Genomic DNA, 20783 nt, shown 5'->3' on the forward strand with positions numbered 1-20783 from the left:
TCAGCTGCCGTACCGCGGTGTGACGATGCCGTGGTCGTAGGCGTAGACGATGGCCGCCGCACGGTCGCGCAGGTCGAGTTTGGCGAAGATGCGACCGATGTGGCTTTTCACCGTCACCTCCGAGATGTAGAGCTCGTCGGCGATCTCGCCGTTGGAGCGGCCTAGCCCGATCAGCCCGAGGACGTCGCGCTCGCGTGCGGTCAGTTCTGCCGCCGCATCGGTACGGTGTGCGACGGCGACGGCCCGGTAGGTGTTGAGCACCCGGGCGGTGACGGCCGGGTCCAGGTAGCCGTCGCCGCCGGCGACTGCGCGTACCGCGCGGATCAGCTCCTCGGCCGAGGAGTCCTTGAGCACGAACCCGGACGCGCCGGCCCGCAGCGCCCCGGACAACAGCTCGTCCTCGTTGAAGGTGGTCAGGGCCAGAACCGGCGGTGAGCCGGGCGTAGCGGCGAGTCTGCGGGTGGCTGCGATGCCGTCCACCCGTTTCATCCGTAGATCCATCACCACCACGTCCGGCCGGTGTTCGGCCACCGCACCGGGTACCTCGTCGCCGTCGGCGCATTCGGCGATGACGACGAAGCCGTCCTTGCGGCGCAGTATCCGGCGCAACCCGGAGCGGACCAGGTCTTGGTCGTCGACCAGCAGCACGGAGATCTCAGGGTCGGTCATGCCCACACCGCCGGCGTTGCGGGCCCGGGTCGGTCAACGGGATCTCCGCGCGCACCGACCAGCCCTGCGGGCCCGGTCCGATGTCGATGGTGCCGCCGAGCAGCTCGACCCGTTGGCGCATTCCGGTGATGCCGTGGCCGTCCGCTGGTGGCCAGACCAGCGCGGCGGGCGTCCGGTTGACAACCGACAGCACGACCGTCGACGGGGAAACCGCGAGGTCTACCAAGGCTTTCGAATCCGGGGCATGCTTGGCGACATTGGCCAGCGACTCCTGGGCGATGCGGTAGAGGGCCAGGCCCACCGCGGCCGACACCGTCTCGATCCGGCCGTCGCTGCGCAGTTCGGCGTCGACGCCGGCCTGCCGGTAGTCGACGACCAGCGTGGGGATGTCGGCGACACCGGGTTCGGGTGCGTTGCCGGTGCGGCCATCGTCCAACAGCCCGACCGTGCGCCGGATGTCGGCCATCGCCTGGCGGCCCAATCGCTCGGCATCGGTCAGCGCCTCGACCGCGTCGTCGACGTCGCGGTCCTGCTGCAGGGCGCGGCGCGCCCCGGTGACGTGCAGCAGGGTGATGCTCAGCGAATGGGCGATCACGTCGTGCACCTCGCGGGCGATCCGGCGACGTTCGTCGGCCGCGGCAGCCCGGGCCAGATCTGCCTGCAGTTCCTGCTGGTGCACCAGCAAGCCGGCCTGGATTCGGGTCAGGATCCCGACCAGCCAGCCCATCGCGGCCATGCCCAGATACAGCGTCGGAGATTCCAGGCGGTGCGCCCCCGCGGCTGCCATCAGCAGTGCGGAGACCAAGCCGAGCGCCACCGCCCCGGACAGCAATGGGGACAACGCCGCGAACGCTCCCAAGGCCACCACCAGCAGCACCGGCGCGAGATCACCCGGGACCGGGGTAGAGGTGGCGAAGAGCAGGACGGCGGTGGCCGCGGCGGATGTTGCCAGCACCAGTCCGGGCAGGAATTTGATGCCGGCCAGGAAGAACAACAGCAGGGGCGCCGACGCCACCACCGCCGCCCCGATGCCGACGGGCAGATCAGCACCGGGCCGCTGCAGCAGCGCCGCTGCCAACCCGGCCAGCATGGCCCCGTCGATCAAGAGCACGAACAACCAGGAGTACCCGGGCGGGATGAGCGTGCTGCGATGCCGGAGCTGATCGCGCACGAACGTGGTTACCACCCGCAGCATCGGCTCATCGTAGAAGGGGCACCGCCCGGCGCACATCCTGCCGTGGTCGGATTTTCACTGCGACCGGAGTAGGAGACCGAAAACGGGACCGCGGCACGATGTCGAGGCGCTCGCCGATTCTTAGCGTTGTCGGCATGAGTTGGAATCACTTTCACGAGCGGATGGCCTTCATGGCCGAGCTGATCGACCGGGCCGCCGAATCCCCGGACTCGGCAATGCATTTAGATGGAGACCCCTCGGACATCGAGCGATTGTTCGGTAGCGAGGAAGGACTACTGCTGGCGTTGCAGCACCGCTGGATGACCACTTTGACCGCCAGGCTCGACCAGGCGCACTACGAAGGCATCCCCGCCGAGGTCGCTGTCGCCGAACTGGCAGCACAGCAGCCGGGCCTGCGCGCCCTGCTGGACGCCGCCGGGGCATGGTCCACCCGGATCCGGGGGCTGCAGCGCCGGGAACCGCAGCTCGCCGTGCAGTTCGACGGAACCCCATTCGGGCAGCAGTACATTGCCTGACCTGCTGACCCGTGTCGCGCGGTGGCTGCAGCGCCGGGCCGTCGTGGTGGTGCTGGTGTGGATCGCGGTGGCCGGCCTGGCCAACGTATTCGTGCCGCAGCTCGAACGGGTCGTGGTGTCGCACTCCGGGTCGTTCATGCCCGCGGACACCGCCAACAACCTCGCTGCCCTGCGCTCCTCGGAGCTGTTCGGCAACGCACCCGGAAACAACATCAATTATGTTGTGCTGGAACGAGAAGAGCCGCTGCAGACCGAAGACCGGAACTATTACCAGGCGCTGGTCTCCGCACTGCGAGCCGATACCCGCCATGTCGATGCGGTGACCGAACTGTGGACATCGCCGCTCACCGCGGCCGGCGTACTGAGCGCTGACGGCCGAGCAGTCGACCTGATGGTGCGGCTGTCCGGGGCGCTGGGCACTTCGGCCGCCGCCGATTCCGTCACCGCGGTGCGGGATGTGGTCCAGCGACTCGGACCGCCGGCCGGTCTGCAGGTGCTCGTAACCGGGCCCGGCGCCACCCTGGTCGACGAGTTCGCCGCGATCGATCACCAGATGCTGGCCATCACCGCCGCCACCGTCGTGGTGATCCTGCTGTTGCTGCTGGTCGTCTACCGTTCCCCGGTCGCCGCGGCGGCCCCGCTGATCTCGGTCGGCCTGGCGTTGGCGGTGGCCCGCCCGTTGGCCGCGATACTCGGCGACCGCGGACTCGTCGAGGTGTCGTTGTTCACCGTCGCGCTGATCGCGGCGCTGATGCTGGGCGCCGGAACCGACTACGCGATCTTTCTGATCGGCCGTTACCACGAGGGCCGCCGCGGTGGGGACCGTCCCGACGACGCGCTGGCCGCGGCCTACCGCGGTGTCGCCCCGGTCGTCATCGGGTCCGGACTGACCATCGCGGCGGCGCTGGCCTGTTTGAACCTGGCTCGGATCAGCATGTTCCGAAGCGCCGGATTGCCGTGTGCGATAGGAATTCTGGTCGTGGTCATGGCGGCGCTGACGTTGACGCCCGCGTTGGTCTCGCTGGCAGGCCGCCGTGGTCTGCTGGAACCGCGCCGACCGGTCATCGCTCGCCGGTGGCGCCGGCTCGGGGTGATGATCGCTCGCTGGCCCGCGCCGATAATGGCCGTGAGCGCGGGACTGATCCTGCTCTTGACGGTACCGCTGGCCGGGATGCGTACCGGGTGGAACGAGCCGTCGGCGACCCCGGCCGGTACCGAGTCCAATCGTGGTTACGCCGCGATGGACCGCCATTTCGCGGTCAACCGGCTACTGCCGGACTTGGTCACCATCGAGGTGGACCATGATCTGCGCAATCCGGCCGGTCTGATCGCCATCGAACAGATCAGCAAAGGGCTCATGGCAATTCCCGGAGTGCGCGGTGTGCAGTCGGCGAGTCGCCCGGCCGGCACGGTGCCCGAGGAGGCAACCCTGACCCACCAGTCCGGGCTGGTCGGTGAGCAGATCGCAGACGGAATGGGTTCGCTGACCGAACGGCTGTCCCGGGTGCTCGACATCGAGGCCGTGCTGTCGCAGGTGGCGGAAACGCTGGATTCGCTGGAGAACGGATTGGTTGGCGGTACCTCCGGTCTGCGCCAGATCGACGCGGCCGCAGGCGATATGCGCGCCGGAATGGACGGTATACGGCACAACCTCGATACGGTCTCGGGATATCTCGATCCGCTGCGCGGCTTCGTCGACAACACCCCGGACTGCGCGGCCAACCTGATCTGTTCGGTGGTGGGCCGGGTCGTCGAACCCGTCGACGACGTCATACGCAACTCGGCGCAGCTGTCCGACGGCGCCGCCAGGTTGACCACGGGATCCGATATCGCGAACACCGCGCTGGCCGGCATACCGGCGGCGGTGCGGTCGATGCGGGAGGTGGTGAGCCGAGCCCGCAGCGCCACTGACGAATTGCGCGGGGTGGCGGAGGGCCTTGCGCCGCAACTGGACGGACTCACCGGATACCTGCGTGAGGCCGCCGGCGATTTCCGGGACAGTGCTGCCGGCGGCTTCTACCTGCCGTCGCGGGCGCTCTCGGACCCGAGATACGCCGAGGTCCTGCGCACCTTGGTGTCGCCGGACGGCCGGGCCGCCCTGCTGCTGGTGTACGGCGACGGCCAGGAGTGGGGTGCGGACGGCGCCCGCCGGGCCGGGCAGATCGAGCAGGCGGTGGTCGAGGCGACTAAGGAGGGCACGGTGACCGGGGTGGCCGTGCATCTGGCCGGCGTTGGGCCGGCCACCCGGGATCTGCAGTCGCTGGTTCGGGGCGACATCACGCTGCTGGTCGCGGCAACGCTGGCATTGATCTTCGTGATCGTCGCGGTGATGCTGCGCAGTCCGGTGGCAGCGATGGCGGTGGTCGGCACCGTGATCGTCTCCTATGCGTCGGCGCTGGGGGTCAGCGTCTTGGTGTGGCAGCGTCTGCTGGGCCTGCCGCTGCACTGGGCGGTGGCGCCGATGGCGTTCATCGCGCTGGTGGCCGTCGGCACCGACTACAACCTGCTGCTGGCGCTCCGGATCCGTGAGGAGGCGGTCGCCGGAATCGGCACCGGGCTGATCCGCGCCTTCGCCGGAACCGGCGGCGTGGTGACCACCGCCGGCATCGTGTTCGGGATGACGATGTTCGCGCTGGTGGGCAGCAGCGTGCTGAGCATCACCCAGATCGGCGTGACGGTCTGCGTCGGGCTGCTGCTGGACACCCTGGTGGTGCGGACCTTCGTGATGCCCCCGCTGATCATGCTGTTGGGCCGCTGGTTCTGGTGGCCGCGCCGGGCCGCTGGCACAGCTGAATACTCGGGCCAGGTCACAACGCGGCTACGACACGCCGCGAAGGGTCGGACAACTCGCGGTGAGGTCGTCCTACCGTGAGAACGTGCTCGATTTGGAACCGCAGGGTCCACTGCCTTCGCAGATCTATTGGCGACGACGTGGCCTCGCGCTGGGCATTGTGCTCATCGTGATTGCAGTCGTGTCGGCCATCATCTTCGGCATCGTCCATGGCAGCGCCGGTGCCGACAATGCCGACGGGAAGAAGACCGCCGCCGCGCAGCACGCCAAGCCACAGAACTCCTCGCCCGAAGAGGTCAAGACGCCCGTGGTGGCGCCCGCCGAGCAAGCCCCACCGCAAGCGCCGACGCCGACCGCCGCGGTGACCCCGCCTCCGGTGCTCAAGGAGGGCGACGACTGCCCCGACTCGACGCTGGCGGTCAAGGGATTGACCGGCCCGCAGTACACCGTGGGTGAACAGCCCCAATTCACCATGGTTGTCACCAACATCGGGCTGGTCGCCTGCAAGCGTGACGTGGGTGCCGCGGTGCTGGCCGCCTACGTCTACTCGCTGGACAACCAGCGGTTGTGGTCGAACCTGGACTGCGCGCCGTCCAACGAGACCCTGGTGAAGACCTTCGACCCCGGCGAGCAGGTGACCACCACGGTGACCTGGACCGGAATGGGTTCGGCGCCGCAGTGCCCGCTGCCGCGTCAGCCGATCGGACCCGGCACCTACAACCTCGTCGTCCAACTCGGCAATCTGCGATCCGCGACGGTGCCGTTCATGCTTACCGAGCCGTCACCGGACATGCCGCCGCCGGGCCAGGACGTGCCCCCGCCGGACGCTCCGCCACCGGGCAACTGAGCTAGCTTCGATCCAGTAGCTGCGGCGGCGCCAGATGGCCGCCGCGCCGGTCAGCGATCTCGACCAGGTGGTGCAGCGCCGCAACGATGTTGGCGGCCGGCACCGTGCGCAGGCCGCCGACGGTGGCCGGGGCGCCCGGGGGAGTGAGCGCGGTGGTGAATCCCAGCCGGGCCGCCTCGGCGAGCCGGCGGTCCATCCCGCTGATCGGCCGCAGGTCACCGGCCAGGCCGACTTCGCCCACCACCACGGTGGTCGCCGGCAGCGGCAGATCCGAATACGCCGAGGCCAGCGCGATGGCGACGGCCAGGTCCGTGGACGGGTCAGTCAACCGCATACCGCCGACCGTGGACAGGTAGATGTCGCCGGCCGCAATCGGCAGCTCGGCGTGCTTGTCGAGCACCGCGGTGATCATGGCGGCCCGGGCGTGGTCGATACCGCTGACCGCACGCCGCGGCGAGCCGCCCGCCGGTTTGGCCAGCAGCGCCTGGACTTCGCCGATCAGCGGGCGCTTGCCATCCAGGGCGACGGTGATTGCGGTGCCCGGCACCGGCTCGCTGCGCTGCTCCAGGAAGAGACCGGACGGGTCGGCGATCCCCTCGATGCCGTCGTCGCGGAGCAGGAAGCAGCCCACCTCGTCGGTGGCGCCGAACCGATTCTTGACCGCCCGCACCATCCGCAGCACCGAGTTGCGGTCGCCCTCGAAGTGCAGCACCACATCGACGAGGTGCTCCAGGGAACGCGGGCCGGCGATCGCGCCGTCCTTTGTCACGTGTCCGACCAGGACCAACGCCACATCGGCACTCTTGGCGGCCGCGGTCAGGGCGGCCGTGACGGCCCGCACCTGGGTGACCCCGCCGGCCACGCCGTCGGTGTCGGCGGCCGCGACGGTCTGCACCGAATCGACCACCACCAGGGTGGGCCGCACCGCCTCGATGTGGCCCAATACGGTCTGCAGGTCCGATTCGGAGGCCAGGTAGATCTCGTCGTGGCTGCAACCGGTGCGCTCGGCGCGCAGCCGGATCTGCCCCGCGGACTCCTCTCCGGATACATACAGCGCCCGGCGCCCGGCCAGCGCCCAGCGGTGGGCCACCTCGAGCAGCAGCGTGGATTTGCCGACGCCGGGATCGCCGGCCAGCAGCGTGACCGAGCCGGGGACCACTCCGCCGCCCAACACCCGGTCGAGTTCGGTGACACCGGTCGGCGCCGGTCGTGCGCGACCCGCCTCGATGGAGCTGATCGGCACCGCGGGCCGTGCCGGTGCCGCCGGCCGCAGCCCGCCCGCCGGTGCGGCTGCTTCGCCTACCGGGTCGATACCGCCCCAGCTACCGCACTCCGGGCAGCGGCCCAACCACTTCGCGGTGGTGTTCCCGCATTCCGAACAGCGAAAGAGCGAACGTGCCTTGGCCACTCGGCGACCGTATCGGCTAGGTCCGACAGTGTCGGCGGTGACGCGCTCGCGTCAGTGGTGTGAAGCTGGGCCGGCAGAGATCGGCACGTCCACGCGCACGTCGCCGGCCTTCCTGAAGGTGAAGGTGAAGTCGTAGGTGAGCCCGTTGCGGATCGCCTTGTCCAGGGTCACCGTCGCCGAGGCGGTGTTGGCGTTGGCGACCTCGGGCAGCGCCTTGGCGGCGGGAGCGGTCGGCAGGTCGGGACCGGCCGGGGCGCTGAAGACCAGGACGCCGCCGACGGGCACGGTCTTGCTGCCGGTCGGTGACACCTTGCCGATCGAGGTCTTGATGTCGGTCAGCTCGTCGTCGGAGTCGGTCGACTGATTGCTGACCGCGAACACCAGGTCGACGGTCTCGCCGGGCTCCAACGCGTCGCCGGTCTGCGTCGCCTGGATGCGCACGTCGCGCAGTGCCAGGTTGCCGATGGTGGCCGAGGCGCCATTGACCGCGGACGCCTGGTCAGCGGTCTGAGAGATCTGTCCGGTACCGCAGCCGGCCAGCGCCGCCGCAGCAACCAGCGCGATCGCAGCCTTGTTGAAGGCCCTGCTGAACGAGTTCACGTATGGTCTCCTGCTCGGCCGTCGCGACTTGTGACTATGCACTGTAGTAGCAACCATCTCATGGCGGTAGCGCAGGGTTGCGGGCCGTCCGCCACCCCCGTCGACCAGCCCTGATCAGGCTCCGATCAGGATTGACCCAGCACGCTTCTGTCGTGCTGTCAACCCCCCTTCTGGGGCTGCGGTGCCCCTGACCTGCACCGTTGGTGGTCGCGTGTTGTGGCGGCGTGTTAGCATGGGGTAGCGAAAGGGGCTCAAATCAGATGATCTTTAAGGTCGGAGACACCGTCGTATATCCACACCACGGTGCAGCGTTGATCGAGGCGATTGAAACCCGGACCATCAAAGGCGAGCAAAAGGACTATCTGGTCCTCAAGGTGGCGCAGGGCGACCTCACCGTTCGAGTTCCCGCTGAAAATGCCGAATATGTCGGTGTGCGTGACGTTGTCGGCCAAGAAGGCCTGGACAAGGTCTTCCAGGTGTTGCGTGCCCCGCACACCGAGGAACCGACCAACTGGTCGCGTCGCTACAAGGCCAACCTGGAGAAGCTCGCCTCCGGCGACGTGCACAAGGTAGCCGAGGTTGTTCGTGACCTGTGGCGGCGTGACCAGGAGCGCGGCCTGTCCGCCGGCGAGAAGCGGATGCTGGCCAAGGCGCGTCAGATCCTGGTCGGTGAGCTGGCCCTGGCCGAGAACACCGATGACGCCAAGGCGGAGACCATCCTCGACGAGGTGCTGGCCGCGGCGTCCTGAGCTGCCGGGAAATAGGTGGCAACCACAGTAGCCGTGGTGCCGGCCGCCGGTTCGGGTGTGCGGCTCGGTGCTGGCGTACCGAAGGCATTCTTTCTGCTGGGCGGCGTGACGCTGGTCGAGCGCGCCGTGGCGGGGCTGCGACAGTCCGGGGTGGTCGACCAGGTTGTGGTCGCGGTGCCACCCGATCGCACCGATGAGGCCAAGCTGATCCTGGGCGGGACGGCCACCGTGGTGGCCGGCGGTGCTCATCGTGTCGACTCGGTGCGGCTGGCGCTGGAGAGTGCCGGGGATCCCGAATTCGTGCTGGTCCATGACGCGGCGCGACCCCTGACCCCACCGGCGCTGGTGGCCCGGGTGGTCGAGGCCTTGCACGCCGGGTACCGTGCCGTCGTTCCGGCGCTCCCGGTCGCCGACACCATCAAGGCGGTCGACGCGAACGGCACCGTCCTGGGCACGCCCGAGCGGGCCGGCCTGCGGGCCGTGCAGACCCCGCAGGGCTTCGCCGCCGACCTGCTGTTGCGGGCCTACCAGCAGGCCGGAGCGGGCACGCAGTTCACCGACGACGCCTCGATGGTCGAACACGTCGGCGGCCAGGTCCAGACCGTCGAAGGCGATCCGCTGGCCTTCAAGATCACCACCGCGCTGGACGCGGTGCTGGCCGAGGCCGTGGTCAACCGGTGAGCGCGCTGCCGCGGGTCGGCTTGGGCACCGACGTGCATCCGATCGAGCCGGGACGGCCCTGCTGGCTGTTGGGGTTGCTGTTTCCCGACGCCGACGGCTGCGCCGGGCACTCCGACGGCGATGTGGCCGCACACGCCCTGTGTGACGCGCTGCTGTCGGCGGCAGGATTGGGGGACCTGGGGGCGGTGTTCGGCGTCGACGAGCCCCGCTGGGCACGAGTAACCGGTGCTGTGATGCTCGGCCACGTGCGCGAACTGGTGGCCGAGAGCGGGTTCGTGATCGGGAACGCCGCGGTGCAGGTCATCGGCAACCGGCCGAAGGTGGGGCCCCGCCGTGTCGAAGCGGAGCAGCTGCTGTCGGAATTGCTGGGCGCACCGGTTTCGGTGTCGGCAACCACCACCGACGGCCTGGGACTCACCGGTCGAGGTGAGGGACTGGCCGCGGTGGCTACCGCGTTGGTGGTGCCTGCTTAGTTGCTGCGGCGGATTTAGCAGCCGATGCCGAAGATGGCGCCGATGATCCCACACGGGATCTCGGTGGCCGCCGCCGTGCCAATCTGCGCGCCCGCATCCGCACCGAGGTTGGCGACTTCCGCGCCGATGTTGGCGCCAAGGTCTGGGACAGTGTCGAGAATTGCGCTGGAAGCGGTGTCGCCAGCTGCGCCGGCGGCGTCACCCAGAGCGCCGGCGGTGTCACCCAGAGCGCCGCTCAAGAGGTCCGTGCTGGTCCCTGTGACCAAGTCGGGATCCACGGTGGACAAGAAGTCGATATTGCCCAGATCAAAAGGCAGATCCGCGGCGGAGGGCGCGCTGAAGAGGTCGGTCGCAGCGGCCGAGCCGACTTCCGCGGCTCCCAAGTTCAAAGCGTCGGTAGCCGCGGCCGAACCGGCGGCGGCGTCGGTCGAGGAGTTGGCTACGGTGGAGGCCGCTGAGCTGGTAAAGAGGCTCATCGCCGGCGTGGCCAGCATCGGCGCGTACATCGCCAACATCGGGGCCATCATCGCCATCTGCATGCCGATCTGGGGACCCATCGCAGCCATGCTCGCGGTGCTGGCGCCGGCGCCGGCGGTGGTGGCGGTCTGACCCATCTGGTCGGCCTGCTGCTCCGCCTGCTGCCGCTGCTGCTCGGCCTGGGCGTCCTGCACCATCTCCTGCTGGCCCGGCGCGATCGCCTGCTCGGCGGGCGTGATCTCCTGCTCGGCCGGTGCTGCCTGCTGGACCGGCGCAGAAACAAGTTCGGCGGGCTGAGGCTGCTGCTGCTGGTTGTTGTTCGGCTCATCGGCGTATGCCGTCGCGCTACCTGCGAATGCGACCGCAGCCAAGAGTGCACCCGAGACTGCCACCAGACGTTTACCCACTGCCGCAATATATGCCACGTCACACCACCTGTCCACCGATGCGGCAGTTGGTAGCCGTTCCTGGCAATCCCTGGTAGCGGCGCGCGTGGCGGTCGAAGACCCGGCGCCCGGTAAGCTGGCCCGTCGTGACCGATCGCCCCAGCCTGCGGCTGCACGACACGGCAACCGGCGCCGTGCGTGAATTTATCCCGCTGCGGCCCGGTCATGTGTCTATTTATCTATGCGGTGCCACCGTGCAGGCGCCGCCGCATATCGGCCATGTCCGCAGCGGCGTGGCGTTCGACGTATTGCGCCGGTGGCTCACCGCCCGCGGCTACGACGTCGCCTTCGTGCGCAACGTGACCGACATCGACGACAAGATCCTCACCAAGGCCGCCGCGGCGGGCCGGCCCTGGTGGGAGTGGGCCGCCACCTACGAACGTGAGTTCACCGCCGCCTATGACGCGCTGGGGGTGCTGCCGCCGTCGGCCGAACCGCGCGCCACCGGACACATCACCCAGATGGTCGAGCTGATCCAGCGCCTGATCGACTCGGGACACGCCTACACCGGCGGCGGCGACGTGTACTTCGACGTGCTCAGCTACCCCGACTACGGCCAGCTGTCCGGTCATCGGATCGACGACGTGCACCAGGGCGAGGGGGTCGCCACCGGCAAGCGCGATCCGCGCGACTTCACGCTGTGGAAAGGCGCCAAGCCCGGTGAGCCCAGCTGGCCCACGCCGTGGGGACCGGGCCGTCCGGGCTGGCACCTGGAGTGTTCGGCGATGGCCCGGACCTACCTCGGCGCCGAATTCGACATCCACTGCGGTGGGATGGATCTGGTCTTCCCGCACCATGAGAACGAGATCGCCCAGAGCCGCGCCGCCGGGGACGGATTCGCGAACTACTGGCTGCACAACGGCTGGGTCACCCTGGGCGGCGAGAAGATGAGCAAGTCGCTGGGCAATGTGCTGTCGATGTCGGCGGTGCTGCAACGGGTTCGGCCCGCCGAACTGCGGTACTACCTGGGCAGCGCGCACTACCGGTCGATGCTCGAGTTCTCCGAGACCGCGCTGCGCGACGCCGTCAACGCCTACGTCGGCATCGAGGACTTCCTGCACCGGGTGCGCAGCCGGGTGGGTGCGGTGAATCTGGGCACCTGGACACCGCGGTTCGCCGCCGCGCTCGACGACGACCTGTCGGTGCCGATCGCCCTGGCCGAGGTGCACCGGACACGCGCGGAGGGCAACCGGGCGCTGGACTCCGGCGACCACGAGGGCGCGCTGGCCGCGGCCGGTGCGATCCGGGCGATGATGGACGTGCTGGGCTGCGACCCGCTCAACGAGCGCTGGGAGTCGCGCGATGAGACCTCCGCGGCGCTGGCTGCGGTCGACGTCCTGGTGCGCGCCGAGCTGGAACGCCGGGAAACCGCTCGCGCGGAACGGGATTGGCAGCTGGCCGACGAGATCCGCTGCCGACTCAAGGACGCCGGCATCGAGGTCACCGACACCGGGGATGGTCCGCAATGGTCACTGCTGGTGGAGGGGTCTGAGTAGATGGCCGGAAATTCCAAGCGCAAGGGTGCGGTGCGTAAGCCCGGCACCAAGAAGGGTCCGACGGTCGGCTCCGGCGGCCAGCGGCGCCGTGGGCTCGAAGGCCGCGGCGCCACGCCGCCGGCCCACAAGCGCGAATACCACCCGGCGGCCAAAGCGGCCAAACGCGCGGCCAAACAGCGCGCCTACCGGACCGCCAAGCGCACCGACGAGAACGAGACCGTGCTGGGCCGCAACCCGGTCCTGGAGTGCCTGCGTGCCGGAATCCCGGCCACCGCCCTGTATGTGGCGCTCGGCGCCGAGGCCGATGAGCGCCTGACCGAATCGGTCACTCGCGCAGCCGATTCCGGATTGCCGATCCTGGAGGTTCCGCGGTCCGACCTGGACAAGATGACCACCAATGGTCTGCACCAGGGCATCGCGCTGCAGGTTCCGCCGTACGCCTATGCCCACCCGGACGATCTGCTGGCCGCCGCCCGGCAGGATGCCGCGCCTGCGCTGCTGGTCGCGCTGGACAACATCTCCGATCCACGCAACCTGGGAGCCATCGTGCGCTCGGTGGCGGCGTTCGGCGGACACGGCGTGGTGATCCCGCAGCGTCGCTCGGCGTCGGTGACCGCGGTGGCGTGGCGCACCAGTGCCGGTGCGGCAGCGCGCATTCCGGTGGCACGGGCGGCAAACCTGAACCAAACCCTGAAGGCGTGGGCGGACCGCGGCCTGCAGATCGTCGGGTTGGACGCCGGCGGCGACACCATGGTCGACGACCTCGACGGCGCCGGCCCGATGGTGCTGGTCGTCGGTTCCGAGGGCAAGGGGCTGTCCCGACTGGTCCGGCAGAACTGCGACGCCATCGTGTCGATTCCGATGTCCGGACCCACCGAGTCGCTCAACGCATCGGTGGCCGCCGGGGTGGTACTGGCCGAAATCGCCCGTCAGCGACGGTGATTCGCCGCGCCTTCCTCGCGGCGGCGCTGATCGCTGCGGTGGTGAGTCCGTCGGCAACGGCCGCCGCGCTACCGCCGACGTTCGACCTGCAGGCGCATCGCGGCGGCCGGGGCGAGACCACCGAGGAGTCGCTGCGCGCCTTCGCCAAGTCACTCGAGCTGGGGGTCAGCACGCTTGAGTTGGACATCGTGCTGACTCGCGACGCCCAGCCGCTGGTGTGGCACGACCCGGTGATCGAACCGGCGAAGTGCACCGACACCAGCCCGGCCTTCATCGACGACCCCGACTACCCGTACGTGGGCAAGCGGGTAGCCGATCTCACCCTCGTCCAGATCCACACCCTGGACTGCGGACAGCTGCTGCCGGAGTTCCCCGATGCGGAAGTGGTGCGGCACAACGTGATCGCGACCTTGCCGGAGGTCTTCGCGCTCGCCGGTCACACGGGCATCCGCTACAACATCGAGACCAAGGTCGACGCGCGCAACCCGCAGCAGATCGTCGACGTGATCCTGGCTGCGGTGCGCGCCGCCGGCAAGCTGGACGCCGTCGACATCCAGAGCTTCGACTGGCGCACCCTGGCGTTGGTGCGCGCCGCGGAACCGGCCATTCCGCTGGTCGCGCTCTGGGAGGAGGGGCCCGACCCGATCTCCGGTGCGGTGACGGCCGGCGCCGACGTCGTGTCGCCGGACTACTCGGTGGTGGATCGAGCGTTCGTGCAACGCGCACATGCGGCTGGGCTGCGGGTGATCCCGTGGACGGTCAACGACGCCGACGCCATGCGTCAGCAGATCGCCGCAGGAGTCGACGGGCTCATCACCGACTATCCGGCGCGGGCGCGTGCCGTCATGGCCGAGCTCGGTATGTCGTTGCCGCCCGCCTACCGGGTCGGTTAGACACCGAGCAGCCGAGCACCGGCCCACAGGGCCAGCACTGCCACTCCCAGCGTGGCCGGAACCGTGCACAGCCCCAGGCGGGTGTATTCGCCGACTCCGGCCGCAACGCCATAGCGGCGCAACACCCGGCGCCACAGCAGGTTCGACAGTGAGCCGGTGTAGCTGAGGTTGGGTCCGATGTTGACCCCGATCAACACTGCCAGCACCGCGAGCGGGCCGCTCGGTGCCACCAACGGCACCAGCACCAGCGTCGCCGGCAGATTGTTGACCACGTTGGCCAGCACCGCGGCCACCGCCGCGACGCCCAGCAGCGCCGGCAGACCCGATCCCGCCGGCAGCACCGTGGTCATCTGTGCGCCCAGCCCGTTGTCGACGACGGCGCGCACCACCACGCCGAGGGCCAGCACGAACACCAGGAAGCCGGGGTTGGCGGCCCGCAGAATGCCGGCCGGCGTGCTGCGCCGCTGTGCCAGCCCTCGGGCGGCCAGCACGGCCGCACCCGCGACGGCCGCCCACGCCGCCGGTACGCCGAATGTCTCGGCGACCACGAAACCGGCGAGCGTCAGCCCCAGCACCACCAGCACGAACACCGGAACCGGGGGCGGCGGGCCGGCGTGCTGATGCACCGGTGTGGCCCGCAGATCGGCCCGGAAAAACCAGCGGAAGATCAGGTAGACGACCGCGGTGGTGGCCAGCCACGGCGCCGTCATCAGCGCGGTGAACCTCACGAACGACAAGCCGGCTTGGTTGAACGCCAGCAGATTGGTCAGGTTCGACACCGGCAGCAGCAGCGACGCTGTGTTGGCCAGGTGCGCGGTCGCGTAAGCGTGTGGGCGCATCGGGGCGTGGCGGCGGCGGGCCATCATCAGCACCACTGGCGTCAGCAGCACCACCGTCGCGTCCAGGCTCAGCACCGCGGTCAGACCCGCGGCGATCACGAAGACGCGGCGCAGCAGATGGTGCGGCGGGCCGACGTCGGCACGTGCCATCGCCGCGCCGGCCGCCTCGAACAGGCCCTCGTCGTCACAGAGCTGCGCCAGCACCAGCACCGCGCCCAGGAATGCGACGACGTGCAGCAGCGTGGCGGCTTCGGCGAGTGCGTCGTGCATCGAGATCGCGCCGGTGGCAACCAGGATGACCGCGGCCGGCACCGCCGCGAACATCTCCGGCCAGCCCTGCGGGCGGGCCACCGCGAACCCCAGCACCACGGCAAGCAGCAGCAGTGCGAGAGCCAGGTTCAGGCCCACGGATCCTCACGACGCCACACCGTGGGCAGGTGTAGCCCGACTCCGTCGGCCTCGGCGAGCTCGCTGAGAACCCGCATCGTGACGTCGAGGTCGTCGCCGGCGTAGGGCAAGGCGCGCAACGGTTTCGACAGCGGCCAGAAGAAGTCGTCCCAGTGGATCGCCACTACCGTCTTGGCTCCGACCGCGCGCACCGTTTCCGACCAGTAGTCCACCAGGTATTGCCGGGGCTGCAAGCCGAGCTGGCCCACGCCCAGGTACGCGACCTCGGCGCGGTGCCCGGCCAGTGCTCCGGGGATGAACCCGGCGCTGCCGACGATCAACAGGCGTCGGCCGGACGGGCGGTGGGCCACCAGCACCGACCATGCCTCACCGCACCGGTACGCCGCGGTCGGCACCGGTGGTATGACCGGTTCGGTGATCAGTCCGGGAAACCGATCCGGTGGGCAATGATGCGACTCGACCAGGGTGACGTCGTAGGAGCCCAACGTGATCGGTTCGGCCGGGGCGGCGACGACGAGACGATCCTCGGACAGACCGTGCCCGCGTCCGACATTGGCGGTCGACTCGCCGCCCACCAAGACCGCCCCGGTGCGCTCGGCGACCACCGGCGAATCCATCACATGGTCGAAGTGGGTGTGCACCGCGATGATCCCCGCCAGCTCCTGTACCCCGGCGCGGGACAGGCAGCCGTCGATGCGGGCCGGTGACGGTGACAGCTTGCCGAACGCCGCCCGCAGCAGGCCGGGCCGGGAGAAGAAGCCGTCGGTCATCAGCGCCGACGACCCGTCGTCAACCAGCAGTGTGGAGACCCCGAGCCAGGTCACCGACAGCGGCGCGCCCGGCGCCGCGGAGGGTACGTCGAACCGGTCGGTGTACCGGCCGATGTCGGGGCGGCCGAGCTTGAGACGCATCCGCTCAGGCTAACGGGGCGGCGGTGGCGCCCCTGATCCTGGCTGTCTCGGGCATCGCGGTCAGGTAGAGCACGAAACCCGCGCCGGCCACCGCTGCCAGGGCGATGAACGCCGTGTCGTAGCCGGCGGCCGAGACGATATGGCCGGCGATGAAGTTCGACAAAGCGGCGCCGACACCGCAGGCCGCGGTGATGGCCCCCAGGCTGACGTTGAAGCGGCCGGTGCCGTGCGTGACATCCTGCACCACCAGCGGGAACAGTGCACCGAAGATCCCCGCTCCCACCCCGTCGAGCAACTGCACCCCGACCAGCCAGTAGGAGTTGTCCCAGACCGGGTAGAGCAGCCCCCGGATGGTCAGCACCGCGAACCCCACCAGGAAGATCGGTTTGCGACCCCAGACATCGGCTTTGGAGCCGGTCAGATAGGCCACCGGCACCATCACCAGCTGGGCGGCCACGATGCACGCCGCCATCAGAGCGGTGCCGACCTCGGTGTTGACCAGAGCCAGTTCCTGGCCGACCAACGGCAGCATCGCCGCGTTGGCGAAGTGGAACGTCACCACGGTCGCGCCGAACACCAGCAGTTGCCGGTTGCGCAGCAGCACCGCGAATCCCGATGGCTGCGGATGGGGCTCGCCGGCCAGATGATCCATGCCCCGGGCGACGTCGTGATCGATCGCGGACTCGGGGACGCGCAGCGTCGCCACCACGCTCAGCGCAGCCATGGCGGCCAGCATCCAGAACACCACGACCGGGCCGTAGAAGTAGGCGAGGCCGCCGGTGGCGGCCGCGGTCGCGGCATTGCCGGCGTGGTTGAACGATTCGTTGCGGCCGAGCCGTTTTGCGAACATACGTGGACCGACCACACCGAGGGTGATCGCGGCCAGCGCCGGCGCGAACACCGAAGCCGCGATTCCGGTCAGCAACTGCAACGCGGCGACGCTGTAGAAGCCGGGGAACAGCGGCATCGCCAATGCCGCCGCGGTGACCGCCAGCGCACCGACAACGAGCAGTGCGCGTTTGGCGGTGGTTCGGTCGACCAGGGCACCCATCGGGGTCTGCGCCACGACCGCGGCGATCCCGCCGATCGCCATCACGAGGCCGATCGACGCCTGGTCCCAATGGTGGGTCACCAGCAGGTAGACCGACAGATAGGGGCCCAGCCCGTCGCGCACGTCGGCCAGGGTGAAGTTCAACAGGTCCAGCGCGTGCGCCAGCCGGCGCGGAATCGGATCCGCGACCGGTTCTGAATCTGGTGAACCGGCGCGCATCTTCTTCGAAACTGGGACTAGACCTTGGGACTGTCGTCGTCGCCGATCAGCAACCGGACCGCCAGGTCCAGGCGGGTGCTGAAATCGGTGGCCGACGCCCGCCGGGTCAGCCAGGCGAGCAGGTTGGACAGCCACACATCCGAGATCACCCGGGAGATGTGGTACTGCTCCTCGGTCGGCTCGCCGTCGCTCATGGCCCCGGCGAACATCGAGTCGATCAATTTCTGGACATGGTCGACTTCGCCGGCCGCCGAGGCGTCGGCGAAGACATAGGCCCGAGTCATGGCCTCGGTGAGCAGCGGGTTGCGCTGCATGGCGCGGTTGAGTTTGTTGACCACCAGGTTGAGCCGCTGGTGGCGAGTGGTGGCGGCGAACGTCGCCGGATCGGTCTTGGTGTCCACCCGCGCGATCTCCCGGCCCATCGCCGAGACCAGTAGGTGAACCTTCGAAGGGAAGTAGCGGTACAGGGTGCCGACGGCCACGTCCGCACGGTCGGCGACCGCACGCATCTGCACCGCGTCGTAGCCTCCCTTGGAGGCGATCGCCAGCGTTGCGTCGAGGATGCGCTTGCGGCGTTCGCGTTGCGCTTCGGAGCCCAGGTCGGATTCAGTCAGCACAGCGACGTTGACCACCTCGCGCGGTTGGCTGGCCGACCCGCGGCCCGCGGTGCCCTCAGCTGGTGACGTCATGTGCTGCGCGGCTCCCTCCGTCGATCTGCTGGCCCATAACGATACGCACCGCGGTGTCGAGTTTCCGTACTCCCGACGCCGGCCGGACCCAACGTGTCCAGCCACAACGGTTCGACTTGACGCTCGGACGCTGGCACCATTAGAACACGTTCTAGTGGTTGGTGGGGGCGTTCGTGACCCGCCTCTCCCAAGCCCATCTCGACACCGAGGAGCCCAGCGTGTCCGTGACCACCACCGACGAACAGCTCGCTGCCCGCGAGCTGGTCCGCGACTGGGCCGCCGCCGCGGGCACCACCGAGGCGATTCGTGCCGCGGAATTGGGCGAAACCGATTCCTGGCGAGCCGTTTTCGCGCGCCTGGCCGAGCTGGGCCTGTTCGGGGTGGCGGTGCCCGAGGAGTCCGGCGGGGCCGGCGGGCGTCTCGAGGATCTCTGCGCGATGGTCGACGAGGCCGCCAAGGCCCTGGTCCCCGGGCCGGTGGCGACCACCGCGCTGGCCACCCTGGTGGTCACCGATCCGGCGCTGGCCGAAGCCCTGGCCGCCGGCGAACGGGTGGCCGGGGTGGTGACCGACCCGTCCGCGGCGAACGTGAGTTTCGATGCCGCGGCCGGCCAGGCCACCGGCACCGCGGATCGGGTGCTCGGCGCCACCACCGACGGGCTGCTGCTGCTGCCGGCCGGCCAGGACGGCCAGGCTTGGATCCTGGTGGACGCCCGCGCGGACGGGGTGGTGGTCGAGCCGCTGGCTGCCACCGACTTCTCCCGGCCACTGGCCAAGGTGACGCTGTCGGCAGCCCCGGCCGTGCCGCTGGAGGCCGGCAGCCGGGTGGAGAACCTGGTGGTCACGGTGCTGGCCGCCGAGGCCGCCGGGGTGGCCCGCTGGGCGTTGGACACCGCCGTCGAATACGCCAAGGTGCGTGAACAGTTCGGCAAGCCGATCGGCAGCTTCCAGGCCGTCAAGCACCTGTGTGCGGAGATGCTGTGCCGGGCCGACCAGGCCGCGGTGGCCGCCAGCGATGTGGCGCGCGCCGCAGCCGACCCCGATGACCAGCAGTTCGCGATTGCGGCCGCGGTGGCCGCCGCCATCTGTATCGACGCTGCCAAGGCCAATGCCAAGGACTGCATCCAGGTCCTCGGCGGCATCGGCATCACCTGGGAGCACGACGCGCACCTGTACCTGCGCCGGGCATACGGCATCGGGCAGGCACTGGGCGGGCCCGAGCGCTGGCTGCGCCGCACCGCCGCACTGACCCGCGACGGCCTGCGGCGCCGGCTGGAGGTCGACCTCGGCTCGGACGATGTGGCCACCGACGTCCGGCCCGAGATCGCTGCGGAGGTGGCCCGCATTGCGGCGTTGCCGACCGATCAGCGTCAGGTGGCGCTGGCCGAATCGGGTCTGCTGGCACCGCACTGGCCGGCGCCCTACGGACGCGCGGCCGGCCCCGCCGAGCAGCTGGTGATCGACCAGGAACTCGCCGCGGCCGGCGTCGGACGTCCCGACCTGGTGGTCGGCTGGTGGGCGGCCCCGACGATTCTCGAGCACGGCACGCCCGAGCAGATCGAGCGCTTCATCCCGGCCACCCTGACCGGTGAGGTGTTCTGGTGCCAGTTGTTCTCCGAGCCGGGCGCCGGCTCAGACCTGGCGGCGCTGCGCACCAAGGCGGTGAAGGTCGACGGCGGCTGGCGGTTGACCGGTCAGAAGGTCTGGACGTCGCGAGCCCACGACTCGCAGTGGGGCGTCTGCCTGGCCAGAACCGATCCCGACGCGCCCAAACATAAAGGCATCACCTACTTCCTGGTCGATATGGCCGCCGAGGGCATCGACATCCGGCCGCTGCGGGAGATCACCGGCGAGGCCCTGTTCAACGAGGTCTTCCTCGACGACGTATTCGTCCCCGACGAGCAGGTGGTCGGCGGCGTCAACGACGGCTGGCGGCTGGCCCGCACCACCCTGGCCAACGAGCGCGTCGCGATCGCCGGCGGCACCGCGCTGGGCAACCCGATGGAGGAGCTGCTCAAGACCCTGGCGGATCGGGAGCCCGACACCGCCACCGCCGAGCGGCTGGCCCGGTTGATCATCGCCGCGCAGGCGGGTTCGCTGCTGGATCAACGCATCGCCCAGCTTGCGGTCGGCGGCCAAGACCCCGGCTCGGAGTCTTCGGTGCGCAAGCTGATCGGGGTGCGCTATCGCCAGGAGCTGGCCGAGTTCCGGATGGACGTGGCCGACGGGGCCGGCGCGGTGGCCGGGCGCGAGGTGCACGACTTCCTCAACACCCGGTGCCTGTCGATCGCCGGTGGCACCGAGCAGATCCTGTTGACGCTGGCCGCCGAGCGGCTGCTGGGGCTGCCGCGCGGGTAGCTCACCGCTGTCGCGCTGGCCGTCGGTCGCGTAGCTTTCCGTCACCGCGGGTACCCACTGTCGGAATCGCAGCCGACGAACGGAGTACTGGGTGCCGGGCCGAATCGAGGTCGATGGCGTTACGCCG

19 protein-coding genes are annotated in these 20783 nt (G+C 69.6%); 10 read left to right on the plus strand and 9 right to left on the minus strand.

Going from position 1 to position 20783, the window contains the following annotated elements; translation table 11 throughout:
* Entirely contained in the window at positions 1-669 is a 669-nt protein-coding gene (locus ABW16_RS18550) for a response regulator transcription factor (protein ID WP_047320722.1), read from the minus strand.
* Positions 656-1864: a sensor histidine kinase gene (locus ABW16_RS18555; RefSeq protein WP_047320723.1), complete on the minus strand. Its 1209-nt coding sequence runs from the start codon at positions 1862-1864 to the stop codon at positions 656-658. Before ABW16_RS18555 ends, ABW16_RS18550 begins: the two co-directional genes overlap by 14 nt.
* Positions 1865-1998: 134 nt before the next feature.
* Between ABW16_RS18555 and ABW16_RS18560 the strand changes: the two genes are divergently transcribed.
* From ABW16_RS18560 to ABW16_RS18570, 3 genes are read left to right on the plus strand one after another with little or no spacing between them, the layout of a single operon-like run.
* Positions 1999-2379 carry a hypothetical protein gene (locus tag ABW16_RS18560; RefSeq protein ID WP_047320672.1) on the plus strand — a complete coding sequence of 127 codons (381 nt, stop codon included), beginning with the start codon at positions 1999-2001 and terminating at the stop codon, positions 2377-2379.
* Positions 2372-5251, plus strand: a complete 2880-nt coding sequence (locus ABW16_RS18565) for an MMPL/RND family transporter (RefSeq protein ID WP_233424808.1) — start codon at positions 2372-2374, stop codon at positions 5249-5251. Before ABW16_RS18560 ends, ABW16_RS18565 begins: the two co-directional genes overlap by 8 nt.
* A 4-nt stretch (positions 5252-5255) precedes the next feature.
* The gene (locus ABW16_RS18570; RefSeq protein ID WP_047320673.1) at positions 5256-6017 is read left to right on the plus strand and encodes a hypothetical protein; all 762 of its coding nucleotides are present in this window, start codon (positions 5256-5258) and stop codon (positions 6015-6017) included.
* 1 nt (position 6018) lies between these two features.
* On the opposite strand, the gene radA is transcribed toward ABW16_RS18570, so the two are convergent.
* Both radA and ABW16_RS18580 read right to left on the minus strand, forming a co-directional pair.
* On the minus strand, positions 6019-7425 hold the full coding sequence (gene radA / locus ABW16_RS18575) for a DNA repair protein RadA (protein ID WP_047320674.1): 1407 nt from the start codon (positions 7423-7425) through the stop codon (positions 6019-6021).
* A 51-nt stretch (positions 7426-7476) separates the two neighbouring features.
* On the minus strand, positions 7477-8025 hold the full coding sequence (locus tag ABW16_RS18580) for a hypothetical protein (protein ID WP_047320675.1): 549 nt from the start codon (positions 8023-8025) through the stop codon (positions 7477-7479).
* A 260-nt stretch (positions 8026-8285) separates the two neighbouring features.
* Between ABW16_RS18580 and carD the strand changes: the two genes are divergently transcribed.
* From carD to ispF, 3 genes are read left to right on the plus strand one after another with little or no spacing between them, the layout of a single operon-like run.
* On the plus strand, positions 8286-8774 hold the full coding sequence (gene carD, locus ABW16_RS18585) for an RNA polymerase-binding transcription factor CarD (RefSeq protein WP_013830798.1): 489 nt from the start codon (positions 8286-8288) through the stop codon (positions 8772-8774).
* Positions 8775-8789: 15 nt separating this feature from the next.
* Entirely contained in the window at positions 8790-9455 is a 666-nt protein-coding gene (gene ispD, locus ABW16_RS18590) for a 2-C-methyl-D-erythritol 4-phosphate cytidylyltransferase (RefSeq protein ID WP_047320676.1), read from the plus strand.
* Positions 9452-9928 (plus strand): 2-C-methyl-D-erythritol 2,4-cyclodiphosphate synthase, encoded by a 477-nt coding sequence (gene ispF / locus ABW16_RS18595; RefSeq protein ID WP_047320677.1) that lies wholly within the window; start codon positions 9452-9454, stop codon positions 9926-9928. The genes ispD and ispF overlap by 4 nt, the downstream gene beginning before the upstream one ends.
* A gap of 14 nt (positions 9929-9942) precedes the next feature.
* On the opposite strand, the gene ABW16_RS18600 is transcribed toward ispF, so the two are convergent.
* On the minus strand, positions 9943-10812 hold the full coding sequence (locus ABW16_RS18600; protein WP_047320678.1) for a hypothetical protein: 870 nt from the start codon (positions 10810-10812) through the stop codon (positions 9943-9945).
* Positions 10813-10937: 125 nt separating this feature from the next.
* Here ABW16_RS18600 and cysS point away from each other — a divergent pair, with 125 nt between their 5' ends.
* From cysS to ABW16_RS18615, 3 genes are read left to right on the plus strand one after another with little or no spacing between them, the layout of a single operon-like run.
* Positions 10938-12347, plus strand: a complete 1410-nt coding sequence (cysS, locus tag ABW16_RS18605) for a cysteine--tRNA ligase (protein ID WP_047320679.1) — start codon at positions 10938-10940, stop codon at positions 12345-12347.
* Complete coding sequence (gene rlmB / locus ABW16_RS18610; protein ID WP_047320680.1) at positions 12348-13289, plus strand: 23S rRNA (guanosine(2251)-2'-O)-methyltransferase RlmB; 942 nt, start codon at positions 12348-12350, stop codon at positions 13287-13289.
* Positions 13289-14182, plus strand: coding sequence for a glycerophosphodiester phosphodiesterase family protein (locus tag ABW16_RS18615; protein ID WP_412178217.1), 894 nt, complete (start codon positions 13289-13291; stop codon positions 14180-14182). The genes rlmB and ABW16_RS18615 overlap by 1 nt, the downstream gene beginning before the upstream one ends.
* Here ABW16_RS18615 and ABW16_RS18620 read toward each other — a convergent pair.
* The 4 genes from ABW16_RS18620 to kstR are packed head-to-tail and all read right to left on the minus strand — an operon-like array spanning position 14179 to position 18299.
* Positions 14179-15423, minus strand: coding sequence for an SLC13 family permease (locus ABW16_RS18620; protein ID WP_047320725.1), 1245 nt, complete (start codon positions 15421-15423; stop codon positions 14179-14181). The two genes, ABW16_RS18615 and ABW16_RS18620, sit on opposite strands and share 4 nt — an antisense overlap.
* A complete protein-coding gene (locus tag ABW16_RS18625; protein WP_047320682.1) occupies positions 15420-16340 on the minus strand; it encodes an MBL fold metallo-hydrolase in 921 nt (306 codons plus the stop codon). The genes ABW16_RS18620 and ABW16_RS18625 overlap by 4 nt, the downstream gene beginning before the upstream one ends.
* 4 nt (positions 16341-16344) lie before the next feature.
* The gene (locus ABW16_RS18630) at positions 16345-17610 is read right to left on the minus strand and encodes an MFS transporter (protein WP_047320683.1); all 1266 of its coding nucleotides are present in this window, start codon (positions 17608-17610) and stop codon (positions 16345-16347) included.
* A 17-nt stretch (positions 17611-17627) separates the two neighbouring features.
* Entirely contained in the window at positions 17628-18299 is a 672-nt protein-coding gene (gene kstR / locus ABW16_RS18635; protein ID WP_047320684.1) for a cholesterol catabolism transcriptional regulator KstR, read from the minus strand.
* Between the two features lie 218 nt (positions 18300-18517).
* Between kstR and ABW16_RS18640 the strand changes: the two genes are divergently transcribed.
* Entirely contained in the window at positions 18518-20656 is a 2139-nt protein-coding gene (locus tag ABW16_RS18640; protein ID WP_047320726.1) for an acyl-CoA dehydrogenase, read from the plus strand.
* Positions 20657-20783: the final 127 nt, after the last annotated feature.

It is taken from the genome of Mycolicibacter heraklionensis (assembly GCF_001021505.1).
GTDB classification, from domain to species: domain Bacteria; phylum Actinomycetota; class Actinomycetes; order Mycobacteriales; family Mycobacteriaceae; genus Mycobacterium; species Mycobacterium heraklionense.